The following is a 24,228-nucleotide window of genomic DNA, read 5'->3' on the forward strand; positions in this document are numbered from 1 at the left end:
GTAATTGTAGCTAATAGCCTACCTATCTACTAGCTTAAAAAGGTGAACATAGGTTCAGTTTTTCTATACCTGACATTGAGAGCAAAAAAACGTATTCCTCTGTCCGATTTTTAGCTCTTGAATCAATGCTTCGCAGCTTGGACACTTTTCACCTGCTTTACCATACACTTGCAGCCCTTGTGCGAAGTAGCCTGGTTTACCATCAGCCTGAGAAAAATCTTTCAGCGTAGTACCACCTTGCTTGATAGCCGTTGCGAGTACTTGTTTAATCTCATCGGTTAACAAGATCCATTCGGCTTTGGTCACTTTGTTTGCCGATCGTAACGGGTGGATTTTTGCAGAGAACAAGGCTTCGTTAGCGTAGATATTCCCGACACCGACCACTACTTTGTTGTCCATGATGAACTGCTTGACTGCGACTTTACGCTTTTCTGCTTTCTCAGCGATGTAATCAGCGTTAAAGTCGTCCGTTAACGGCTCAGGACCAGAACCAAGCAACACAGAGTGGACTTCATCAGGCGCCGACCACAACCAAGCGCCAAAGCGGCGAGGGTCGTTGTAGCGCAATACTTTGCCATTGGTGAGCTTAAGATCCACGTGATCGTGCTTGGCTGCTGGGAAGTCAGCATCTAATACGCGTAGTGAGCCAGACATACCAAGGTGAACAATGGCAGTGCCAGTATCCGTTTCAATCAATAGGTACTTTGCACGGCGCGAGATGGAGCGAATCATCTGCCCTTCTAATGCTTTTAACTCTTGTGGGATATCCCAACGCAGCTTGGGCGTGCGAAAAGTAAGAGTTTTAATGGTCTCACCGACTAAATGAGGCGAGATCCCCATTCTGCTTACTTCGACTTCGGGTAATTCAGGCATAGTTAGTCGTCCGATTTAGAGGAGTGGTTAGCGTTAAAGCTTGGAAACAGGTAGCTCTCTTCAATAGACACCGCCAACCACTGATCATTCCAGTTTTTTAACAACCAGAACTCAGGCAATTGATAATAGGTAATACGCTGGGGCTCTTCTTGGTCTTGATACCATACTTCGATGGTGTGTGGTGTATTTAACCGAGGCGTAAGGTCTGTGTAGGTCTGTGAGTCGACTTCCGTGCCCACAAGCTCTTTCCAACGTTGTGACAGCTCTTGTGCATTGGTGGCTTGAGGAAAGTCAGTATCTTCGAACTGGTAAACCCATTGATTATCTTGTTGAATGACAGACCACTTAGCAAAGTGTAACGCTTGAAGCTTTGCTGTTGGGTTCAGGAGATAAGGATAAGGGCTATCAACCTGCGGTTCAGGCTCGATAAGGTACGCTTTGATCAATGTTGGAAGGTTTAACACGCCAATAAAAGCGATCACACTGAACATGAGTATGTTGTTCCACCGGCGTCCACGATATCTCATCTGATTCTGCTCATCTAACCTATTGAACATTCAGTATATCGTGAAAGTGGCAATACTTTCTATGTTGTACAGATTTCTATCTATCAGAGGCTATATCAAGCAAGAATAATTGAGTTCCTCAAATTGTAGATATAAAAAAACCCAGCGATTAAACTGGGTTTTTCAATTCTTTCTTCTACTGAAGAAGAGCAAAAAAAGCATCAATTACTTGATTTTAGCTTCTTTGTACATAACGTGTTGGCGAACTACTGGATCAAACTTTTTGATCTCAAATTTGCCTGGCATGTTACGCTTGTTCTTATCAGTTGTGTAGAAGTGACCAGTACCTGCAGAAGATACTAGACGAATTTTCTCACGAATGCCTTTAGCCATTGCTTAATTCCTCTTAAACGTTTTCGCCACGTGCACGGATATCAACAAGAACAGCATCGATGCCTTTCTTATCAATGATACGCATGCCTTTAGCAGTTAGACGTAGTTTAACAAAACGTTTTTCGCTCTCTACCCAGAAACGATGAGTTTGTAGGTTCGGCAGAAAACGGCGCTTAGTAGCATTGCGTGCGTGTGAACGGTTGTTACCCGTTACTGGACGCTTACCAGTTACTTGGCATACTCGGGACATGAATGTCTTCTCCAATCGTTTCAGCTCGATATCAACCTTGGTGGCCGAACCTCTCTATCAATTAAAATAGAAGGTAAAAACCGTTATGGAAAATCCATACAAGGCTATCAAAGGTCGCGCATTATACTAACTTGACACGCATTGCTCAAGACCCGAACAGATCCTTTTTACGGATTTCGTGATCTTTTTTGTGCAGCGCAGCTTGCTTGAGTAATCAGAGCTGATTTTAGGTCTAAAAATGTGGCCGGAATAATAGCAGATTTAACGCAACTAACAACCTAAAATGTGATTCAAATCCATCCACGCTCTGCAAAAGAGACAACTTCACCATCTCCAACGACAAAATGGTCGAGAACTCGGATGTCCACCAGCGCTAATGCGTCGGTTAATCGGCGTGTAATCCGCCTATCCGCTTGGCTGGGCTCAGCAACACCTGAAGGATGGTTATGAGCTAAGATTAATGCCGCCGCATTATGATGAAGTGCCCGTTTAACCACTTCCCGCGGGTAAACCGATGCGGCATCGATGGTTCCTTCAAACATCACCTCGTCCTTTATTACCCTATTTTGGTTATCGAGGAACAATATATAGAAGGCTTCTCGCTGGCGATCACGCAACATGCTCGAAAGATAAAGCTTAGTATGGCTAGGGCTCGTAAGCGCATCTCCACGAGATAAAGTCTCTGCTAGATAACGCTGCGTCATCTCTAATACAGCCTGCAATTGAACATACTTGGCCTGCCCCATCCCTTTATGAGCACAAAACTCTTCCTGTGTTGCTGAAAAAAGATGACGGAGTGAGCCAAAGTCTTTGATCAACTTGTCAGCGAGTTCCAACACGTTCATTCCTTGTGTCCCTGTTCGCAGGAATATCGCGAGCAGTTCAGCATCACTCAAAGAATCAGGCCCTCTATTTAACAACTTTTCTCTCGGCATCGATTCGGCAGGTATTTTATCTATTGGCATATAAAGACAATCATTGGTCATGAACACAACCCATCACCTTAATGAGATCGTAATCAGAGATCCTTCGATAGAGATCAAAGGAAACGAGACACTAACAAAATCGTGTAATTGATAAGTTTGATAACACCAACTTGATGAGCGTCAACTCTGTTCGAGTTCTGCTTCTAGGCACTTATCCTTTGTTCTGATATCGTAAGTCGCAGAGAAATTAAGGAACAGAATCATGCAAACATTGGTTAATCAACTGGATAACGCTGACCTACAAGGCCTGGCTGGGAAAAAAATCCTACTTGGCATTAGTGGTGGTATCGCTGCGTATAAATGTGCCGAACTGACTCGACGCTTAATTGAACGTGGAGCACAAGTACAAGTCGTGATGACGAATGCAGCCAAGGAGTTCATTACTCCTCTCACCATGCAAGCCGTCTCTGGAAGGCCAGTGTCTGATAGTTTGCTTGATCCTGCTGCTGAGGCTTCCATGGGGCACATTGAGCTCGCAAAATGGGCTGATTTGGTATTACTAGCGCCAGCAACCGCTGATCTGATTGCGCGCATGACAGCTGGCATGGGTAACGACCTACTGACCACTTTGGTTCTAGCAACCGATGCGCCAGTTGCGGTATCTCCGGCAATGAACCAACAGATGTACAGCCACCCTGCCACTCAAGAGAACATCGCAACACTAAAACGTCGTGGTTGTGAGATTTGGGGACCGGCGGCTGGCGAACAAGCGTGTGGTGATGTGGGAATGGGTCGCATGCTAGAGCCTATGCAGCTCGTGCACCGCTGTGAAGACTTCTTCCAACCTAAACCTCTTGCTGGTCGCTCTGTGTTAATCACGGCGGGTCCAACTCGTGAAGCCATTGACCCTGTGCGTTACATTACCAACCACAGCTCGGGCAAGATGGGCTATGCTCTGGCTGAAGCGGCAGCGAAACAAGGCGCAACAGTAACTCTAGTCAGCGGCCCTGTATCACTCGCGACACCAAATAAGGTTAATCGTATCGATGTCGACAGCGCTCAACAGATGTTTGATGCGGTTGCAGCAAACGCTTCTCAACATGATATTTTCATCAGCTGCGCCGCGGTTGCCGATTATCGCCCTGAGACCATCGCAGACCAAAAGCTTAAAAAGGTCGACGGTAAAGACGACATGACCATTCAAATGGTTAAAAACCCAGATATTGTCGCTTCTGTCGCTTCAATGACCGAAGGTCGCCCATTTACTGTCGGCTTCGCAGCAGAAACTCAAGATGTTGAGAAGTACGCACGCGGTAAACTGGAAAGAAAGAACCTCGATATGATCTGCGCCAACGACGTCTCAGTTGAAGGCCAAGGCTTCAATAGCAGTAGCAATGAGCTGCACCTTTATTGGAAAGGCGGCGATAAATCTCTACCACTGGAGAGCAAAGACACACTTGGTTTCCAGATCCTCGATCAGATCCAACAGCTTATTAATGTATAAACGCACAAATTTGCTCTGATAATCTGCTGACACCTCTCGATTCTGTTGACCTAGGGCTTACAAAACTAGGAAACAGAATTGAATGGTGTTTATAATCCTTCTTCACTCAATCCTCATCTTTAGGAAAGGAAGTAAATAGATGGCTGGTGCTCGAAAATCAAACCGTCGTGAAGAAATCCTACAAGCTCTCGCACAAATGTTGGAATCGACCGAAGGTGCTTCTCGTATCACAACGGTAAAGTTAGCCAAGCAAGTGGGTGTTTCTGAGGCTGCGTTATACCGCCACTTCCCAAGCAAAGCTCGCATGTTTGAAGGCCTAATCGAGTTCATTGAAGAAGCGTTGATGTCTCGAATCAACCGCATTCTGGATGAAGAGAAAGACACGCTAGAGCGCATACGCCTAGTGCTACAACTTATCTTAGTTTTCTCAGAACGTAACCCAGGCCTGACTCGAATTTTATCTGGTCATGCTCTAATGTTTGAAAATGAACGCCTGCGTGATCGCATCAACCAACTTTTCGAACGCATTGAGACGCAACTTCGCCAGATCCTGCGTGAAAGAAAGCTTCGTGAAGGGAAATCATTCCCGGTTGATGAGAAAATCTTAGCCGCTCAGCTGCTAGGTCAAGTTGAAGGCAGCTTGAATCGATTTGTTCGCTCAGACTTCAAATATCAACCGACAGAAAACTTCGATGCTTATTGGGCACTGCTAAGCGCTCAGATTAAGTAGCAATCAAATTAAGTGGCAATCAAATCTTAAGTGATGGTTATGACGACGAAAACTTCTTCAGCAAACGGCACAGCACAACACGTGATTACTAAGCCGCCTTTTACTCTAGCTCTACTTCACCCTAAATATTGGGGTGTATGGTTTGGTTTTGGGTTATTGGCGCTTATTGTTAACGTTCTCCCTTATCGCCTCTTACTGCTGTTAGGCCGATCGTTAGGCTCTTTGGGTGCTCGCTATGGTAAAAAGCGCGTCGCGGTAGCAACACGTAACTTGGAGCTCGCCTTCCCAGACAAGCCAGCAGATGAAGTCGCGGCAATGGTCAGTGAGAACTTTAAGAACACAGGTATGGCACTCATCGAAACCGGCATTACCTGGTTTTGGCCTACGTGGCGCTTCAAGCGCATCCTAGTAGATAAAGACACCCAAACACTGCGTACGCACAAAGCTAACGGTAAAGGTGTTCTTCTATGCTGTGTGCATGCCTTAAACCTAGAGATCACTGCGCGAGCAATGGCTGTTCTCGGTATTTCAGGTTTAGGTGTTTATCGCCCGCACAACAATCCGGCTTATGAATTCATTCAATACCGTGGTCGTACTCAGAACGGCAACCGCCTGATTCACCGTAAAGACGTGAAGCGTATGATTCGAATCCTGCGTCAGGGTGAGATCCTTTTCTACCTACCGGATCATGATTACGGTCGTAACAAATCTGTGTTTGTGCCTTTCTTCGCAGTAGAAGATGCGTGTACCACAACAGGCACCAGTATTCTGGCTTACACCAGCCGATGTGCACTTGTTCCGGGGTCTGGTTTTAGAAATGCCAACGGCAAATATGAAATCATGGCTGATGAGTCAATCGAAGAAAACTACCCGCAGAAAGATGAGAAAGCGGCTGCCGCCTACATGAACCGCTACCTTGAGAAGATTATCTTAAGAGCACCAGAACAGTGGATGTGGCTGCACAAGCGCTTTAAGACTATGGAAGACCCAGAAGCTGAACGCGGCATTCGTTACAAATAGAGCACCTATCTTCAGATAAGAAAGCAGCTCACCTCAATAGAAAAGTAAAAGGCCCGAAAGATATTTATCTCTCGGGCCTTTCTCGTTTTGAAATTCTAAACCTAGGGATCTAAACCATCAGGTTCAAAACTTCAGGCATTAGATACCATATTGAGCGCGGTACGCTTTTACTGACTCTAGATGCGCTGCGTCGGTGCCTTTCTCTTCAAGGAAAGTCACCAAGTCAGTCAGGCTAACGATTGAGATAATCGCACAACCGAAGTCACGCTCAACTTCTTGAATCGCAGACAGTTCGCCTTTGCCCTTCTCTTGACGGTCGATAGCAACAAGCACGCCCGCTAAATCAGCGCCATTTGCTTGGATGATTTCCATCGACTCACGAATCGCAGTACCTGCAGTGATCACGTCGTCCACTAACATGATGCGACCTTCAAGCGCGCTACCGACAAGGTTGCCACCTTCACCGTGGTTTTTCGCTTCTTTACGGTTAAAACAGTAAGGCGTATCTACATCGTGGTGATCTGCCAGTGCAACCGCTGTCGTCGTTGCAATTGGGATACCCTTGTATGCAGGACCAAATAGTACATCAAACTCAATGCCAGAATCAGCCAATGCTGCTGCGTAGAAGCGACCTAAACGCGCTAGGTCACGACCTGTATTAAACAATCCAGCATTGAAGAAGTAAGGGCTCTTACGGCCAGACTTTAAAGTAAACTCACCAAACTTAAGTACTTCTTTCTCTAGTGCAAATTCAATAAATTCACGTTGATATGCTTTCATGCTCATCCTCTAAATTAATTTACTTTCCAGTTCCTAACTTCCAATCGCTCAGGAAGCTAACAATGATGTATTTTCTAAATAGATAGCTCTACAACAAGGCAGCAAGGTTTTTCAGCCCTATGAGCATAGGGGACCTATGTGATTAGGGTGAAAAATTGCAGCTAACGCTGGTGTAGAGTTATATATGACGAAAATAAAAAAATAGCCCCTTAAAAAAGGAGCTATCTAAAAACTATTCTGCTAACGCCGACTTCTGCGCTTCAACAATATCAGCAATGCCCTTATTCGCCAGGGCTAAAAGCTGCATCAGCTCTTCGTGGCTGAACGGTTCGCCTTCTGCGGTACCTTGAATCTCAATCATCTTACCGTCTTCCGTCATTACAACGTTCATGTCGGTATCGGCTGCTGAGTCTTCAACGTACTCAAGGTCACACAGTGCTTGTGCACCAACGATGCCCACTGAAACTGCCGCTACGTGGCCTTTCATTGGGTTCTTTTTCAGTTTGCCGCTTGCTAGTAGGCTGTTGATAGCATCAGCCATTGCAACGCTTGCACCTGAGATAGAAGCAGTACGAGTACCGCCGTCTGCTTGGATAACATCACAATCGACAGTGATCATAATTTCACCCATTACTTTCAGGTCAACAACAGCACGTAGGCTACGAGCGATCAGACGTTGGATTTCCATCGTACGACCACCTTGCTTGCCGCTCGCCGCTTCACGACGGTTACGAGTGTGCGTTGCACGTGGCAGCATGCCGTATTCAGCCGTTACCCAACCCTTTCCTTGGCCTTTTAACCAACGCGGTACGTTTTCTTCTACCGTCGCATTACATAGAACTTTAGTGTTGCCGAACTCAACTAATACAGAACCTTCAGCATAAGCTGTGTAGTTACGAGTAATTTTAATTGGACGAATTTGATCTACAGCGCGGTCATTTGGACGCATTGGTATCTACCTTATTAACAGTCTGAAGTGATTTACTATCGAAAGAGTGCATCACCTAAGAAAGGGGTGAGACAGTTTTGATTGGGGCAAGATTATATAGCAGTTTATCGTGCAAATCTATTTACCGTTCAAAGCTATTTATCACGAAAGGCTATTTACAGTGAAAAGCGACAGGCTTCGAGAGCACACCATATCGTGATACTATGCGTGCGCGTTATTTTCAGAATGATAAAAGACAGGAAAATTCGATGATTTATAGTATGACCGCGTACGCACGCAAAGAAGTAAAAGGCGATTGGGGCAGCGCAGTATGGGAAATCCGTAGTGTAAACCAACGCTACCTAGAAACTTACTTCCGTATGCCTGAACAGTTCCGTGGTTTAGAGCCAATCTTGCGTGAGCGTTTCCGTAAGCGTCTTGCACGCGGTAAGGTTGAATGTAACCTACGCTTTGAAGCAAACCCTGCTGCAAAGGGCGAACTAAGCATTAACGAAGGTTTGGCTCAGCAAGTAATCAATGCTGCGAACCAAGTAATGACGATGACAGGTGAAGACAGCCGTTTGAACCCATTCCAAGTCATGAATTGGCCTGGTGTGATGGAAACGCCAGAGCAAGACATGGATGCCATCAACAAAGACCTACTTGAAGCATTCAACGATGCTATCGCAGAGTTCATTGATGCTCGTGCTCGTGAAGGTGAGAACATGAAGGCGCTAATCGTACAGCGCTTAGATGCAATCACTGAAGAAGTAGTGAAAGTTCGTGCACGCATGCCTGAGATCCTAGAGTGGCAACGTGAGCGTCTTCTTACCAAATTTGAAGATGCGAAAATCGAACTGGAAGGTTCTCGTGTTGAGCAAGAGCTTATCCTACTTGCGCAGAAGTCAGACGTAGCAGAAGAGCTAGACCGTCTAGATTCTCACGTGAAAGAAGCAAATGCAGTACTGAAGAAAGGTGGCGCTTGTGGCCGTAAGCTAGACTTCATGATGCAAGAGTTCAACCGTGAGTCAAACACGCTAGCGTCTAAGTCTATCAGCACAGACATCACAGCATCAGGCGTAGAGCTTAAGGTTCTTATCGAACAGATGCGTGAGCAGATCCAAAACATTGAATAACAGTCTGTAAGCTGTACACGATAAAGAATAATCAGCTTAATCAGTGTTGATTAGATCAAAATGAGCTCCTAATTTTAGGGGCTTTTTTTTATGGATACAGTAATAGTAATCAGGATGAGCAAGTGACTGGTTGTTACGTAGAAGGTTGAGTTAGAGCAAAGAACAGATACAACGATAGTTAGAACGAGATAACGGACGTAAAACAGGATTTTTGAATACTTAGAGAGGGTGTTGCTAATGGAGAAGAGTGTTGCGGTAAAACTGAGGGGGGAACAAATTTGAGAGAGAAAGTGACGCAAGTTGCTGTTGCAACCTGCGCCGACTTAAAATCTTATAGAGCTACAACGTTTGCAGCTTGAAGACCTTTTTGGCCTTGCTCTACTTCGAAAGACACTTGTTGGCCTTCTTTAAGAGTCTTGAAACCTTCAGAAGCGATTGCACGGAAGTGTACGAATACGTCAGCGCCGCCGTTGTCTTGAGTTAGGAAACCGAAACCTTTCTCTTCGTTAAACCATTTTACTACGCCGTTTGTTTTGTTAGACATGATGTGTCCCTTATATAAAAATAAAAAATTAATCGCCAAAAGTGCGATGCGCTGAAAGCTTGAATTATTTAATGTATCTATGAAGCCAAGGGAAACACTGAGAATAACAATGAAGCAATACTAAGGGTTTTACTTTACAACTGATGTTTCATTTAATAACTCTGAAAACAGAGCGAGGCCATTCTTGGTGATCTGGGTCGGGTTGTAAAGCTTTATTTGAAAATAATTGATGTTTTTTTGTTCGGTTGGCTTGAATTCAAGCCCAGCTTGGTCACCGGGCTTGATTTGTAAGACTTTGATCTCAAAAAATTTACTCGTCCGGCTGCTTAGTTCTGAGATCGACATATGGCCAGTAATGGTGACCGACTCGAATCAACAGAGTTGCTGCTGCTAAGATAAATGCCGCTAAAGATAACCAAACGATCAATACCGCATCGAGTTCTTTCATGCCCAAAGTGATGTAACGAGCAATCGCCATCATCGCGATATAGATTGGGTATCGCACTGGGATCTTACCGTTCATCACAAACTGCTGAACCATCGCCAACACTTCTAAATAGATAAACATCAGCAGAATGTCGGTCAATTGCACTCGGCGTTCAGCGAAGACATGCATGAACTCTTCGACCATCGCAAACAAGGTCGCGAGCGTGATCGCCACCAGCAATACCGCTTCCATAATGTGGAATACTTTTAAAAACGGCTTACTAAAAGATTTAGGTAAGTGAGAAGGCATAGTCACTCTTCAAAAAATAATTAATCCAGTCTCTACAATAGCATGCATCAATATAAGTCGCGTACTGTCAAAGCACCGACTTTAGGCTAACGCCATCAACTCATCGGTAACCAACATTAAGAAGCAACGGTAAAAAGCAACAAATACAAAAATGGCCCCGCATTCACTGCAGAGCCATCTGTTTGTCTTTTACTTAGCGACTTCTTAGTGACTAATTAGCCTTAAAGCAGAATCAGGTAAGTTAAGAACACCACACACAGTCCGTAGATAAGCGGGTGTACTTCTTTGCGCTTACCTGCGACAACCATTGTGAATGCGTAGCTGATGAAGCCCATCGCCATACCGTTCGCTGGAGAGAAGCTTAGCACTGTGAACATGATGGTAAAGAAGGCTGCAATGCGTGACTCTTTCTTTTCCCAGTTGATCTGACCAAGACGACCTACCATGTAGATGCCGACTACTACCATCGCCGGTGCAACCATTGCAGCCGAGAAGATAGAGAAGATTGGGTATAGGAATAGCGAGATTAGGAACAGACCAGCCACCATGACTGCTGCCAAACCCGTTTTTGCACCTTGAGAAGAAGCGATGCCAGACTCAGAGAAAGCAGTGATCGATGTGGTACCAAGAATTGAACCAATCACAGTACCGCCCGCATCTGCTACTAGAGCCGATTTCGCGTTTGGCACCTTGCCGTCTTTATCGATGATACCCGCATCACGGCCAACGCCGACAATGGTGCTCAAGCCATCAAAGAAATCGACAATCAAGAAGATAAGTACGATGAACAGTAAGTCGAACATTTTCTCTGGCGTGAAAGCAGAGAAATCGAAGATAGCGCCGAAGCTGCCAGCCATGCTTGGTGGCATAGCAATGAACTGCTCTGGGATTGGTGCGTTTGAAGTGCCCATGAAGACGTCAGCAAGAATCGTCAACACGATAGCAGAAACGAATGAGATGAACGTTGCTAGCTTGATGTCACGAACCATACAACCCAATGCGATGAAGATGCTCACATAAGCGATGATCACTTTTGGATCAGAAATGTCGCCTAAGCCTACCAATACGAATGGGTTAGAAACGATGATGCCCGCATTCTTAAGACCTAAGAAAGCAATGAACAGTCCGAGAGACACGGTAATCGCCAACTTCAAATCTTCAGGAATCGATTCAATCATCGATTTACGAATATTGGTCAATGAGAACGCAAGGTACAAAATACCAGATAGGAAGATACCGAACAGCGCTTCATTCCAAAGCACGGCAACAGATCCACTTAACAGCAGACCTTTGAAAAAGCCGTTCATACTCATGCCCGGCGCTAGCATTACAGGGTAGTTGCCCCAAATGCCCATAATTAGGGTTGCGATTGCCGCAGACAGAGCCGTTGCAGTAAACACGGCACCTTTGTCCATGCCTGGAATATCACCCAAAATTGCTGGGTTAACCGCCAGAATGTAACTCATCGCCAAGAAAGTAATGAAACCCGCATACAGCTCAGTGCCAATCGTGGTTTTTCTTTCAGTGATTTTAAACATCGAATCAAGCGAGCCAGAGGTGTTCTGGGCTTTCAGGGTGGAATCGGTACTCACAACAAAACCTTTGCAATAAATTAAGAATTTGGTGATTCAAATGCTGTGAGAATAGAGAGGTCTCTACACTAAAAACTGTAGTCACCAAGGTAGGCTAGGTAGTAGAAACATCTAGTTTAGTAGGGTCTGTTGGCCCTTCGAGATGATTTTTGCAGCGAGTTGTTGGGGTTTTCTACAAGGCAGAGACTTTGATGTGTAGCTAGCCTACATAAGAAGTCGATAACGCAGTAGAAATCACCAACAAACGCTGCCCGAAGGGTTCGGCTAAAATCGTTTTATGCTTTGTTAAGGAGTCTTTACTTAGAATGCTAGGTTACAAACTCCTTGCCGCGCCTAAAACGATTTTTTCTCGAACAAAACTCCATCGCGAAAGGTCAACAGACCCTAGATATATACAGCATTTAATCGTTTGCGCGGATTGTAAGGATTGAGATTAAAACTTCAACAAATTTTGTCCAGATCACATAAAAAAGTACCGATGACGAGTCATTACATTTATACAAAGATCCTTGAGAAGATCATTCGCTAATAAATAACGATCAAGCCAGTTGTTCTCAATCATCTAAATATGCTACTCTTCGCCTCCATTTTTCTGACCTAATTTTCACCAGTTGCTTCTATTAGTTTTACTCGTTATCTCTTTATAGACGTAACCAACGGCACAATTAGTAGATGCGCCATCGGAACAAAAATTAGAGTCAGTGCTATCTTTTAAAGTGTAGGTTTATTGCCTTCACTCAATCCAACCAACAGTGGAAATATACAGATGGGCAAAGGTACTCTTTACATCGTATCTGCACCTAGTGGCGCAGGTAAGTCGAGCTTGATCTCAGCAATGCTAGAAACCAATCCAACCTACGCAATGAAGGTATCTGTTTCACACACCACTCGCGGTATGCGCCCTGGTGAAGAAAATGGTGTTCACTACCACTTCGTAGAGAAGCATCATTTTGAAGACCTTATTACTAAAGGTGAATTCCTAGAGTACGCTGAAGTGTTCGGCAACTACTACGGTACTTCACGCGTTTGGATTGAAGAAAACCTAAACCGCGGTATCGATGTATTCCTAGATATCGACTGGCAAGGTGCTCGTCAGATCCGTGAACAAATGCCTCAAGCGAAGAGTGTATTCATTCTTCCACCATCAAATGGTGAACTAGAGCGTCGTTTGAATGTTCGCGGTCAAGACAGCGACGAAGTTATTGCGAAACGCATGAGCGAAGCAAAATCAGAGATTTCTCACTATGCAGAATATGATTATGTGATCGTGAATGACGACTTTGATGCAGCCCTAATGGACTTCAGAGCTATCATTCGTGCGGAACGCTTAAAAGAAGATAAGCAAGCAGCGAAATACAGCGGCATGCTTACTGCTTTATTAGCGGAATAATCTAGATCCCCTAGATTTTCTATTGAGATAAGTATACGGTGATCTAGAAAGTATCTAGTTAAACTTGTATACTTTCTCGTCATCAAAAATTTATTAGTTAATTACTATTTGGAGTCCTCATGGCACGCGTAACTGTTCAAGACGCTGTTGAAAAAGTTGGCAACCGTTTCGACCTAGTTCTTATTGCGGCTCGCCGCGCACGTCAAATGCAAACTGGCGGTAAAGATTCACTAGTGCCTGAAGAAAACGATAAGCCAACGGTTATCGCTCTTCGCGAAATCGAAGAAGGTCTTATCACTAAAGACGTACTAGATGCTCGTGAACGTCAAGAGCAACAAGAGCAAGAAGCGGCTGAACTTGCAGCAGTAAGCAGCATCGCTCACACTCGTTAAGAACGTCATTCGAACTAATTAACCTTCCGGGCCTTTAATTTGTATCTATTCGATAGCCTCAAAGACGTTGCCCAAGAATACCTAACAGAGCCTCAAATTGAGGCTCTGCGTCAATCTTATGTGGTAGCGAGAGACGCCCATGAAGGGCAAACCCGCTCAAGCGGTGAACCATACATTATCCACCCTGTAGCTGTTTCAAGAATCCTGGCAGAAATGCGTCTGGATATCGAAACCCTGCAAGCTGCTCTGCTTCATGATGTCATCGAAGACTGTGATGTCACTAAAGAAGATCTAGAGGAAAAATTTGGCAATACCGTTGCTGAATTGGTTGATGGTGTATCTAAGCTGGATAAGCTTAAATTTCGTGATCGCAAAGAAGCGCAAGCAGAGAACTTCCGCAAGATGGTTCTCGCCATGGTGCAAGACATCCGCGTTATCTTGATCAAATTAGCTGACCGTACTCACAACATGCGCACGCTTGGGGCACTTCGTCCTGACAAAAAGCGTCGTATTGCTCGTGAAACCCTAGAGATTTATTCTCCACTAGCTCACCGTCTTGGTATTCATAACATCAAGACCGAACTAGAAGAGCTAGGCTTTGAAGCCCTCTATCCTAACCGTTATCGCGTACTTAAAAACGTAGTGAAAGCTGCGCGTGGTAACCGTAAGGAAATGATCCAACGTATCCATAGCGAAATTGAAGGCCGCCTTGAAGAGGTCGGTTTGCCTGCTCGCGTACTTGGTCGTGAAAAAAACCTGTTCTCCATCTACAACAAGATGAAAACTAAAGAGCAGCGCTTCCACACCATTATGGACATCTACGCTTTCCGCGTCGTGGTTGATACCCCAGATACTTGTTATCGCGTACTTGGTCAGGCTCACAGCCTGTACAAGCCTCGCCCTGGCCGCATGAAAGATTACATTGCGGTACCAAAAGCCAACGGCTACCAATCTCTGCACACGTCAATGATCGGCCCTCACGGGGTGCCAGTTGAGGTTCAGATCCGTACTGAAGATATGGATCAAATGGCAGACAAAGGTGTCGCAGCGCACTGGTCTTACAAAGGCAACGGCTCACGCAGCAGTAATGGCACAACCGCACAGGTTAAAGCACAACGTTGGATGCAGAGCTTACTTGAGCTGCAACAAAGCGCGGGTAACTCATTCGAATTCATTGAAAACGTTAAGTCTGATCTGTTCCCAGATGAGATCTTCGTGTTCACGCCGAAGGGTCGCATTGTCGAACTTCCGGCAGGCGCAACAGCGGTCGATTTTGCTTACGCGGTGCATACCGATGTCGGCAACATGTGTGTAGGTGCTCGTGTAGACATGAACCCTTACCCACTCAGCAAATCGCTGAAGAACGGTCAAACTATTGAGATCATCAGTGCTCCGGGCGCACGTCCGAATGCAGCATGGCTCAACTACGTAGTGACCTCACGCGCACGTACAAAGATCCGTCAGGTTCTAAAAACCATGCGTCGTGAAGAGTCGATCACGCTAGGCCGTCGTTTACTGAATCATGCACTTGGCGAACACTCTATTGCCGATATCGGCCAAGAGAATCTAGAACATGTGTTGTCTGACTTACGCCTAGAAAGCGTTGAAGACTTGCTGGCGTCGATTGGTCTTGGTGAGCTGATGAGTATCGTAATTGCTCGTCGTCTGCTTGGTGATGCTGACGAACTGACTGAAGTAGAAAACAACAGCGACACGCCTAGGAAGAAACTTCCAATCCGTGGTGCTGAAGGTCTACTGCTAACGTTCGCCAACTGTTGTCACCCGATTCCAGATGATCACATCATTGCCCATGTCTCTCCAGGTCGTGGCCTTGTGGTTCACCGTGAAACGTGTCCAAACGTTCGTGGTTACCAAAAAGAACCAGACAAGTACATGGCGGTGGAATGGTCTGACGATTACGACCAAGAGTTCACAGCTGAACTTCAGGTTGATCTGCAGAACCACCAAGGTGCACTGGCTGAGTTAACTAACGTTATCTCGAAAACAGGCTCGAACATTCACGGTATTTCAACTGAAGAACGTGATGGACGCCTGTACACAGTGACTATCTTGCTGACCACCAAAGATCGTGTTCATCTTGCAAGTATTATGAAAAAGCTACGTGTGATGCCACACGCGCTGAAAGTAAGACGTCGTAAGAACTAACGTTTAAACTTGATAATAGTTTTGCCAAGAATTTAAATCCCCTTAATGCTTTATCGCTTAAGGGGATTTTTATAACCGTAATCCTAGTATTTACCGCGCTCCCTCCCATTCCTGCCTGTACAAAAATCCAGTAAAATGCTTGAATAGATCATCTCTCTTACGTTTATGAGCCTTGTTATGTCACAGCTTTTATCTGCTATCCCTCTCAACTCTTTATCTGGAGTCGGCGCAAAAGTCGCAGAGAAACTGGAGAAGGTTGGGCTTAACAACGTACAAGATTTACTGTTTCACCTGCCTTTGCGCTACGAAGATCGAACGCGTATCTATCCAATCGTAAAACTGCATGCTGGTTTATGGGCAGCAGTGCAAGGCAAGGTAATGCACGTCGATACCATTTTCGGTAAACGTAAGATGCTCGCAGTAAAGATCAGTGATGGTAATGGCACTATTACACTGCGTTTTTTCAACTTCACTGCAGGCATGAAGAATAACTTTGCCGAAGGCAAACAAGTGCATGCTTATGGTGAGATCAAGCGCGGCAATATGGGGCTTGAGATTGTCCATCCGGACTACAAATTCTTTGCGCCGAGGCAACAGCCAGACGTTGAAGCCAATCTGACTCCGGTGTACCCAACCACCGAAGGGCTAAGACAAGTCACGCTGCGTAATCTTACCGATCAAGCCTTAGAGCTAATCGACAAGGCCGCAGTTAACGAGCTTCTCCCATCAGGTTTATACGACCACCAAATTACCCTCGCACAAGCACTGCATACCATTCACAGGCCGCCCCCGGGCATTGACCTAGAGCTGTTTGATGAAGGCAAGCACCCTGCGCAACTGCGCCTAATTATGGAAGAGTTACTGGCTCAAAACCTGTCTATGTTGTCTGTTCGTAGCAAAGGGCAGCAAGACAAGGCAATGCCTTTTCCTCCAGTAAACACCCTTAAAGATAAGCTACTGGCTCAGCTGCCGTTTTCACCAACCAATGCCCAAGCACGAGTGACCAAAGAGATCGAAGCTGACTTGGAAAAGCCGCATCCTATGATGCGTTTAGTGCAGGGTGATGTGGGCTCTGGTAAAACCTTAGTCGCTGCACTGGCGGCGGTTCGCGCATTGGAACACGGTCAACAAGTAGCACTTATGGCACCCACTGAACTACTCGCAGAACAACACGCGATTAACTTTGCCAACTGGTTTGAGGCAATGGGTATTCAAGTTGGATGGCTAGCAGGTAAGCTCAAAGGCAAAGCTCGTGAAACTGAACTAACACGTATTGCCAGTGGCGAAGCGCAAATGGTGGTCGGTACTCATGCCTTGTTCCAAGAGCATGTCGAGTTCAAAAACCTTGGTTTAGTGATCATTGATGAGCAACACCGATTTGGTGTCCACCAGCGATTAGAGCTACGTGAGAAAGGCGCAAAGCAAGGCTACTACCCCCATCAGTTGGTCATGACCGCTACCCCAATCCCACGAACGTTAGCAATGACGGCCTATGCCGACCTCGAAACTTCGATTATTGATGAACTGCCACCGGGACGAACCCCAATTCAAACCGTGGCAATTCCTGATACCAAGCGCGATGATATTGTTGAACGTGTGAAAAATGCGTGTCTCAATGAAGGCAAACAAGCCTACTGGGTATGTACGCTGATTGATGAATCGGAAGTACTGGAAGCTCAAGCTGCAGCTGATACAGCAGAAGAGCTACAACGCAAACTGCCTGACGTAAAAATTGGTTTAGTCCATGGCCGTATGAAACCCGCCGAGAAACAAGCGGTGATGCGAGAGTTCAAAGAGAACAAGCTGCATCTATTGGTTGCGACAACCGTGATTGAAGTGGGCGTGGATGTTCCGAATTCGAGCTTAATGATCATCGAGAACCCAGAACGTCTTGGCCTAGCGCAACTGCACCAACTGCGTGGCCGTGTCGGCCGAGGTTCGGTCGCAAGTCATTGTGTATTGTTGTATCACTCTCCGCTGTCTAAAACCGCTCAGAAACGCCTAGGTGTGCTACGTGAAAGTAACGATGGCTTTGTGATTGCACAGCGCGACTTAGAAATCCGTGGCCCCGGTGAATTGCTCGGTACCAAACAAACTGGCTTGGCTGATTTCAAGATCGCCGATCTAATTCGTGACCAACGTTTGATACCTGAAGTGCAGCGTATTGCGCGTCATATTCACGATAGCTACCCAGACAATGCTAAGGCGATCATCAACCGTTGGTTGGGTGAACGCGATGTTTACTCTAAGGCGTAGTTAACACTAAGGCATAGTTAACACTGAGACCGTATTCAAACGTAAAAAAGGCTTCCTCAAGGAAGCCTTTTTAGTGTGCGTTACTTTCATCAAGCAAGAGCGAGATTCCCTATTCGCTCGTTCCTCACGATAGGGAATGACGATCAAAGTAAACTTTCATCATCAAAGTCCATGGTTAGCAATTCGTCATCCTCGGAGAGGGAAGAATGACCGAGTCGGGGATCTCTTAACCGTTCCTCGAACCGAACTTATCGTCATCAAACGGACCGATGATAACTAGGGCTTAACAGGGAAACTGATCTGCGCTTTTAAGCCACCTTCACTACGATTATTCACGACTACCGCACCTTGGTGTTGGCTGACAATACGTTTCACAATAGCCAAGCCTAAACCGGTCCCTTCACTGCCTCGGGCAGTATCGCCACGCGTGAACGGTTCAAACAACTTCCCGATCTGGTCCTGTGGGATACCTGGTCCATTATCTTCCACCGTTACCCAAGCAAGTTTGTTATCCGCTGTCATGCCGGTCGATACCTTGACCCAACCATTACCATAACGCAGCGCATTGACTACCAAGTTACTCACCGCACGCTTCATCGCAATTGGGTTACCAAGCGCGGGCTTCATTGATTCAGGAATATCCGTTTCAATCTGTACTTCGTATCCACCTTCAGAGCTAGAAACCTCACGAGCAATATCGTCAACAAACACCGCTTGAAATGAATCTCGATCAACGGGTTTTAAATAATCCATAAACTGACTGATGATCTCGTTACACTCTTCGGTATCACTGATGATGCCTTCCGCTAAGTAACTGTCTTCTGGTGACATCATCTCAGTCGCTAAACGAATACGCGTTAACGGAGTACGTAAATCATGACTGATACCTGCCATCAACAAAGCGCGGTCTTCTTCGAGTTCTTGGATACCTTTCGACATCTGATTAAAGGCTCGGGTTACTGAACGAATCTCTTGCGCACCTTGTACTGGCAGGGGTGGTGGAATATCACCTCGCCCGACACCTTGCGCGGCTTTCTCCAGCGCAATCAACGGACGGTTTTGCAATCGGATAAACAGCCAACCACCTGCGACAATCAACAGCGCCATGATCAGACTGTTACGAAACAGTGGTGCAAAATCCTCTTCTTGCAGCTCTGATAACGGAATACGAATTAAAGAGTTGGGTAACTGCGCAATGTCCATCCACAGTACATAACTCTCTTTCCCCAAGATCAGCCGCACTTCGGTTTCAGAACCCAGCTCTTTGGTCATCTCCTCGCTCATCAAGTCAATCGCAACGGCGTGGTAATACTCACCCGCCGCTTCACTGTTTTTCGCGTGAACAGTTACCCCTAACTGCTCAAGTACACGCTGACGTAGTGGCGCATCAATTTCGATATCCATGTCAGTGCCTTGGTCCAACACAAGGTTTAACTCATGAGCCAAAATCTTATTAAACTGCTGCAAACTCGGCATTAATGCGTAGTTGAACACTGCGTAATAAGAAAATATTTGGCTAGCAACCAACAAGGTTAAGAAGAGCACTATCGACTGAGTAAAGGAGCTACGTATACGCATGGGGTACCCGAGATGTAGAAAGATAAAGAAAGTGTTATATGACTATAACTCTAAACCATTGTGCTGAATAGAAAACGGGCCATCGCATATTAATGAGATGACCCGTAAGATTCACAGAATCGATAAAGCTACTGTAGAGCTTATTAAGCTGAATTACACAGCTTTGCCATCTGGAACGAATACATAACCCAAGCCCCACACCGTTTGGATGTAGCGAGGTTTGCTTGGATCTTCTTCAACTAGACGACGCAGACGTGAAATCTGAACATCGATAGAACGTTCCATTGCTGAATACTCACGGCCACGAGCCATGTTCATCAGCTTATCGCGAGACATTGGCTCACGAGCATTCGTTACCAAGGACTTAAGAACCGCAAATTCACCCGAAGTAAGCGGCATTGGCTCTTCACCGCGGAACATTTCGCGAGTACCTAAGTTCAAGCGGAACTCACCAAACTCAACCACAGACTCTTCTGTGCTTGGTGCACCCGGTGCTTCAATGACTTGGCGACGCAGTACAGCTTTAATACGAGCAAGCAGTTCACGTGGATTAAATGGTTTTGGCAGGTAATCATCAGCACCCACTTCCAAGCCCACAATGCGATCCACTTCATCACCCTTTGCAGTAAGCATCAGGATTGGTAGCGAGTTGTTTGCGTTTCGTAGACGACGACAGATCGATAGACCATCTTCGCCCGGCAACATTAAATCCAATACCATCAAGTGAAAATTTTCACGGGTTAACAGGCGGTCCATCTGCTCACTGTTTGCCACGCTACGCACTTGAAAGCCCTGCTCTGACAGATAGCGTTCTAACAGTGCACGTAAACGAGCATCGTCATCGACCACTAAAATTTTGTAGTTTTCTTGCATGTAATGGTTCCACCTATTAAAGCTTAAACCTAAGGTTAAGCATTCTTGGTAAATTGTATATTGGTATAAGACATTAAAAATGTAACATTATTGGAGAAAAAGTCGCCTAAATAATTGTTAACGTATGTTGCCTTTCTATATATTCTATCTTAGATCATCATTTCATTAAGTCAGATTTATGAAAACCAAACTTATCACCCGAGAAGGTTATAACAAACTCAAAGCAGAACATGACCACTTATGGCACGAGAAGCGTCCAGAGATCACCAAAATAGTCACTTGGGCTGCAAGCCTAGGAGATCGTTCAGAAAACGCAGATTACACCTTCAATAAGCGTTTGCTTCGTCAGATTGATCGCCGAGTGCGTTTCTTAAGAAAGTTCCTACCTGATGTCACGATCGTGGATTACTCACCTCAACAAGAAGGTAAGGTCTTTTTCGGTGCTTGGGTCGAAATTGAGAATGATGATGGGGAAATTAAGAAGTTTCGAATTGTCGGCCCAGAAGAGATCTACGGCGATGCTAAAGGCTATATATCTATCGACTCACCAATGGCTAGAGCTCTGCTCAAGAAAGAAGTGGATGATGAGTTTACGGTAAAAACACCGGAAGGCGACAAAGAGTGGTTCATTAACTCGATTCGCTACGCAGACAACGAATAACCAAACTTAATAAACACTTAGCGATAAACTGAGTGTTCAGCAAACCCAAACTCCAGATAAAAGAAAACCCCGCAAGGCTTTCGCCTAGCGGGGTTAAGTCTCTATCGCAGCAATCCGGCTACTGTTTATCTCTTCGAGATAAGGTGCTCCCTGCATCTTTCCTTGATAGTGGCTAAATCCTTTAACCAATTTCCTTTTTGTTCATCGCCATCCTAGCGGTGTCCATTCTAGCCTGTCATCCTGACTGGCGAATCTCATCCAGAGATTATCACTTCCTTGCTGACCACTCATCCTAAGTAATCAAATCTTCATCCTGAAGATACCTAGTCCATTAGGCTTTTTCCTGTTCCTGCCAACTCCCTGTCGACAAGTTAAATATTACGGCAAATGGCCGTGTTTCCTAGATAGTCTTAAAAAACATTTCAGGTGAGAAATACGCCCACAAACACACAATCAAATAAAATCAGCAACTTAGTGTAACATCAAGACGATTTCATCGGTCTAAAGCGACTTACTCTCACATCACTTGTAAGAGATCTCGCACAAAGCGGGTATCAGAAACGGAAATTCGACTTCTGACAGGATAATTACACAGCCAAAGCTAGAAAAAGCGTACGCTCACCCCCATGTATTTGTCATGATATTAAATAAGAGATTCATCGGATGAGCCAAGCTATCTGTCGACTGATCGCTGAAGAACTGAATGTCCGTTCTGAGCAAGTCACTGCCGCAGTAAACCTAATTGACGACGGTAACACCGTTCCCTTTATTGCCCGCTACCGTAAAGAAGTTACGGGTGGCTTAGACGATACCCAACTACGTAACCTTGATAGCCGCCTTTCATACCTTCGCGAGCTAGACGATCGTCGCCAAACAATTCTTAAGTCGATTCAAGACCAAGGAAAACTCACGCCAGAACTCGAGCGTGATATCACTCAAGCAGACAGCAAGACTCGCCTAGAAGATTTATACCTGCCATACAAACCAAAGCGCCGCACTAAAGGCCAGATCGCGATTGAAGCGGGCTTAGAACCACTTGCCGACACACTGTGGAATGAACCACAGCACGATCCAGAAACGGAAGCGGCGAACTTCATCAGCAACGATAAAGGCATTGCCGATACCAAAGCTGCTCTCGATGGTGCTCGTGCGATCATCATGGAACGCATTGCGGAAGACGCAAACCTACTAGAAAAGATTCGCCAACACCTAACACGCAACTCAGAGCTAGTCGCTCGTGTAGTGACAGGTAAAGAGCAAGAAGGCGAGAAGTTCAAAGACTACTTCGAGCACAACGAAACACTCAGCAAAGTGCCGTCTCACCGTGCACTTGCCATGCTGCGTGGCCGCAATGAAGGCTTCCTAACACTGGCGATGAATGCCGATCCTGAGCAAGAAGAAGGTGTACGTGGTTCATACTGTGAGAACATTATCTCTGATCACTACGGCATTACTCTGAGCAGTGCTCCTGCGGACGCGTGGCGTAAGCAAGTGATCAGCTGGGCATGGCGCATTAAGGTTTCTATGCACATGGAAACTGAATTGATGGGCGCAATGAAAGAGCGTGCAGAGATCGAAGCGATTGAAGTATTCGCAACCAACCTAAAAGACCTACTCATGGCAGCGCCGGCTGGACCTCGTGCAACCTTGGGCTTGGACCCAGGTTTACGTACCGGTTCGAAAATCGCTGTCGTGGATTCAACCGGTAAGGTTTTGGCAACAGAAACTATTTACCCTCACCCACCTCAAAAGCAATACGACAAATCGGCACACGTGGTTGAGCAGATGGTTCGTCAATTCAATGTTGATTTGATTGCGATTGGTAACGGTACGGCTTCACGCGAAACCGACAGCTTTGTGGCTGACGTAATTAAACGCGGCAACCTAAAAGCGCAAAAGATCATTGTTAGCGAAGCGGGCGCATCGGTGTATTCCGCGTCTGAACTAGCTGCAAAAGAGTTCCCGAACATGGATGTATCAATTCGTGGTGCGGTGTCTATTGCTCGTCGTCTGCAAGATCCACTGGCAGAGCTAGTGAAGATTGACCCTAAATCGATCGGTGTGGGCCAATACCAACACGATGTGAGCCAAACTATGCTCGCTAAGCGCCTAGATGCGATTGTCGAAGACTGTGTAAACGCGGTTGGTGTTGATGTGAATACCGCTTCGGCTGCGCTACTGACTCGTGTTGCTGGTCTGTCTAGCACCATTGCTCAGAACATCGTGGATTTCCGTGACGAGAATGGTCGTTTTGAAGCGCGCACTACGTTGAAGAAAGTGGCTCGTTTAGGTCCAAAAGCCTTTGAACAGTGTGCCGGCTTCCTACGCATTATGGATGGCAAAAACCCACTGGATGCATCATCGGTTCACCCAGAAGCTTACCCAGTAGTGAAAAGCATCGCTGAGAAAAACCACAAAGACATCAAATCTCTGGTGGGTAACACAGACTTCTTACGTGGCTTACACGCCATCGATTACACCAATGAGAACTTCGGTGTACCAACGGTCAGCGACATCATCAAAGAGCTCGATAAACCGGGCCGTGACCCTCGCCCTGAATTTAAGACTGCAACCTTCGCCGATGGCGTAAACAGTGTTTCAGATCTAGAACCGGGCATGATTTTAGAAGGTGTGGTATCGAACGTGGCTAACTTTGGTGCCTTCGTTGATATTGGTGTTCACCAAGATGGCTTAGTGCATATTTCAGCGCTCACCGATCGCTTTGTCTCTGACCCACGTGAAGTGGTTAAAGCGGGCGACATCGTGAAAGTGAAGGTGATGGAAGTGGATGTTCAGCGTAAACGTATTGCACTGAGCATGCGTATGAAGGACGAGCCTGGACAAGACAACCGTGCTCAACGTTCAAGTGCACCTCGTACACAAAACCGCTCGAATCAAAACTCGCAAGGTGGCCAACGCCGTCGTGAAGAGCCGCAACAAAACGCTGCAATGGGTGGAGCATTCGCTGCCGCTTTTGCTAAAGCGAAAAAGTAA

At 45.9% G+C, this 24,228-nt stretch carries 22 protein-coding genes; 10 read left to right on the forward strand and 12 right to left on the reverse strand.

Annotated elements, in window-relative coordinates; all coding sequences use genetic code 11:
• Positions 1–63 precede the first annotated feature (63 nt).
• The 5 genes from mutM to radC form a co-directional block, all read right to left on the reverse strand.
• Positions 64–873, reverse strand: coding sequence for a bifunctional DNA-formamidopyrimidine glycosylase/DNA-(apurinic or apyrimidinic site) lyase (gene mutM / locus AB4249_RS16810; RefSeq protein WP_372104097.1), 810 nt, complete (start codon positions 871–873; stop codon positions 64–66).
• A gap of 2 nt (positions 874–875) precedes the next feature.
• Positions 876–1,400 carry a hypothetical protein gene (locus AB4249_RS16815; protein WP_032546317.1) on the reverse strand — a complete coding sequence of 175 codons (525 nt, stop codon included), beginning with the start codon at positions 1,398–1,400 and terminating at the stop codon, positions 876–878.
• Between the two features lie 204 nt (positions 1,401–1,604).
• Positions 1,605–1,772, reverse strand: a complete 168-nt coding sequence (rpmG, locus tag AB4249_RS16820) for a 50S ribosomal protein L33 (RefSeq protein ID WP_002535344.1) — start codon at positions 1,770–1,772, stop codon at positions 1,605–1,607.
• Between the two features lie 13 nt (positions 1,773–1,785).
• Positions 1,786–2,022 (reverse strand): 50S ribosomal protein L28, encoded by a 237-nt coding sequence (rpmB, locus tag AB4249_RS16825; protein ID WP_004728407.1) that lies wholly within the window; start codon positions 2,020–2,022, stop codon positions 1,786–1,788.
• Between the two features lie 290 nt (positions 2,023–2,312).
• Complete coding sequence (gene radC, locus AB4249_RS16830) at positions 2,313–2,987, reverse strand: DNA repair protein RadC (RefSeq protein WP_017071069.1); 675 nt, start codon at positions 2,985–2,987, stop codon at positions 2,313–2,315.
• 223 nt (positions 2,988–3,210) lie between these two features.
• On the opposite strand from radC, the gene coaBC reads away from it, so the two are divergent.
• The 3 genes from coaBC (at position 3,211) to lpxL (ending at position 6,202) form a co-directional block, all read left to right on the forward strand.
• Entirely contained in the window at positions 3,211–4,452 is a 1,242-nt protein-coding gene (coaBC, locus tag AB4249_RS16835) for a bifunctional phosphopantothenoylcysteine decarboxylase/phosphopantothenate--cysteine ligase CoaBC (RefSeq protein ID WP_136979983.1), read from the forward strand.
• A 139-nt stretch (positions 4,453–4,591) separates the two neighbouring features.
• Positions 4,592–5,182, forward strand: a complete 591-nt coding sequence (gene slmA / locus AB4249_RS16840) for a nucleoid occlusion factor SlmA (RefSeq protein WP_017063086.1) — start codon at positions 4,592–4,594, stop codon at positions 5,180–5,182.
• 39 nt (positions 5,183–5,221) lie between these two features.
• Entirely contained in the window at positions 5,222–6,202 is a 981-nt protein-coding gene (gene lpxL / locus AB4249_RS16845) for an LpxL/LpxP family Kdo(2)-lipid IV(A) lauroyl/palmitoleoyl acyltransferase (RefSeq protein ID WP_102332608.1), read from the forward strand.
• 138 nt (positions 6,203–6,340) lie between these two features.
• Here the strand turns inward: lpxL and pyrE are convergent, their stop codons facing one another.
• Complete coding sequence (pyrE, locus tag AB4249_RS16850; RefSeq protein WP_017059267.1) at positions 6,341–6,982, reverse strand: orotate phosphoribosyltransferase; 642 nt, start codon at positions 6,980–6,982, stop codon at positions 6,341–6,343.
• 232 nt (positions 6,983–7,214) lie between these two features.
• Positions 7,215–7,931 (reverse strand): ribonuclease PH, encoded by a 717-nt coding sequence (gene rph, locus AB4249_RS16855; protein ID WP_019826449.1) that lies wholly within the window; start codon positions 7,929–7,931, stop codon positions 7,215–7,217.
• Between the two features lie 248 nt (positions 7,932–8,179).
• On the opposite strand from rph, the gene AB4249_RS16860 reads away from it, so the two are divergent.
• Positions 8,180–9,046 (forward strand): YicC/YloC family endoribonuclease, encoded by an 867-nt coding sequence (locus AB4249_RS16860; RefSeq protein ID WP_017059268.1) that lies wholly within the window; start codon positions 8,180–8,182, stop codon positions 9,044–9,046.
• 331 nt (positions 9,047–9,377) lie between these two features.
• Here the strand turns inward: AB4249_RS16860 and AB4249_RS16865 are convergent, their stop codons facing one another.
• The 3 genes from AB4249_RS16865 to AB4249_RS16875 all read right to left on the reverse strand — a co-directional run bounded on the left by AB4249_RS16865 (position 9,378) and on the right by AB4249_RS16875 (position 11,918).
• A complete protein-coding gene (locus tag AB4249_RS16865; protein WP_004735656.1) occupies positions 9,378–9,590 on the reverse strand; it encodes a cold-shock protein in 213 nt (70 codons plus the stop codon).
• Positions 9,591–9,900: 310 nt separating this feature from the next.
• Positions 9,901–10,326: a phosphate-starvation-inducible protein PsiE gene (locus AB4249_RS16870; RefSeq protein WP_017062464.1), complete on the reverse strand. Its 426-nt coding sequence runs from the start codon at positions 10,324–10,326 to the stop codon at positions 9,901–9,903.
• 221 nt (positions 10,327–10,547) lie between these two features.
• On the reverse strand, positions 10,548–11,918 hold the full coding sequence (locus AB4249_RS16875; protein WP_017062465.1) for an NCS2 family permease: 1,371 nt from the start codon (positions 11,916–11,918) through the stop codon (positions 10,548–10,550).
• 766 nt (positions 11,919–12,684) lie between these two features.
• On the opposite strand from AB4249_RS16875, the gene gmk reads away from it, so the two are divergent.
• The 4 genes from gmk (at position 12,685) to recG (ending at position 18,122) form a co-directional block, all read left to right on the forward strand.
• Positions 12,685–13,308, forward strand: a complete 624-nt coding sequence (gene gmk / locus AB4249_RS16880; protein WP_017062466.1) for a guanylate kinase — start codon at positions 12,685–12,687, stop codon at positions 13,306–13,308.
• Positions 13,309–13,427: 119 nt separating this feature from the next.
• Complete coding sequence (gene rpoZ, locus AB4249_RS16885) at positions 13,428–13,700, forward strand: DNA-directed RNA polymerase subunit omega (RefSeq protein WP_009848003.1); 273 nt, start codon at positions 13,428–13,430, stop codon at positions 13,698–13,700.
• A 39-nt stretch (positions 13,701–13,739) separates the two neighbouring features.
• The gene (gene spoT, locus AB4249_RS16890) at positions 13,740–15,866 is read left to right on the forward strand and encodes a bifunctional GTP diphosphokinase/guanosine-3',5'-bis pyrophosphate 3'-pyrophosphohydrolase (protein WP_048612458.1); all 2,127 of its coding nucleotides are present in this window, start codon (positions 13,740–13,742) and stop codon (positions 15,864–15,866) included.
• 177 nt (positions 15,867–16,043) lie between these two features.
• On the forward strand, positions 16,044–18,122 hold the full coding sequence (gene recG / locus AB4249_RS16895; RefSeq protein WP_017066313.1) for an ATP-dependent DNA helicase RecG: 2,079 nt from the start codon (positions 16,044–16,046) through the stop codon (positions 18,120–18,122).
• A gap of 276 nt (positions 18,123–18,398) precedes the next feature.
• Here the strand turns inward: recG and envZ are convergent, their stop codons facing one another.
• Positions 18,399–19,700, reverse strand: coding sequence for a two-component system sensor histidine kinase EnvZ (gene envZ, locus AB4249_RS16900; protein WP_010433621.1), 1,302 nt, complete (start codon positions 19,698–19,700; stop codon positions 18,399–18,401).
• A 153-nt stretch (positions 19,701–19,853) separates the two neighbouring features.
• Positions 19,854–20,573 carry a two-component system response regulator OmpR gene (gene ompR / locus AB4249_RS16905; protein WP_008218409.1) on the reverse strand — a complete coding sequence of 240 codons (720 nt, stop codon included), beginning with the start codon at positions 20,571–20,573 and terminating at the stop codon, positions 19,854–19,856.
• Between the two features lie 178 nt (positions 20,574–20,751).
• Here ompR and greB point away from each other — a divergent pair, with 178 nt between their 5' ends.
• On the forward strand, positions 20,752–21,234 hold the full coding sequence (gene greB / locus AB4249_RS16910) for a transcription elongation factor GreB (RefSeq protein WP_017062470.1): 483 nt from the start codon (positions 20,752–20,754) through the stop codon (positions 21,232–21,234).
• Positions 21,235–21,897: 663 nt separating this feature from the next.
• A complete protein-coding gene (locus AB4249_RS16915) occupies positions 21,898–24,228 on the forward strand; it encodes a Tex family protein (protein ID WP_017066128.1) in 2,331 nt (776 codons plus the stop codon).

The organism is Vibrio sp. 10N.261.55.F4, from assembly GCF_041470465.1.
Taxonomy (GTDB): Bacteria; Pseudomonadota; Gammaproteobacteria; order Enterobacterales; family Vibrionaceae; genus Vibrio; species Vibrio crassostreae_C.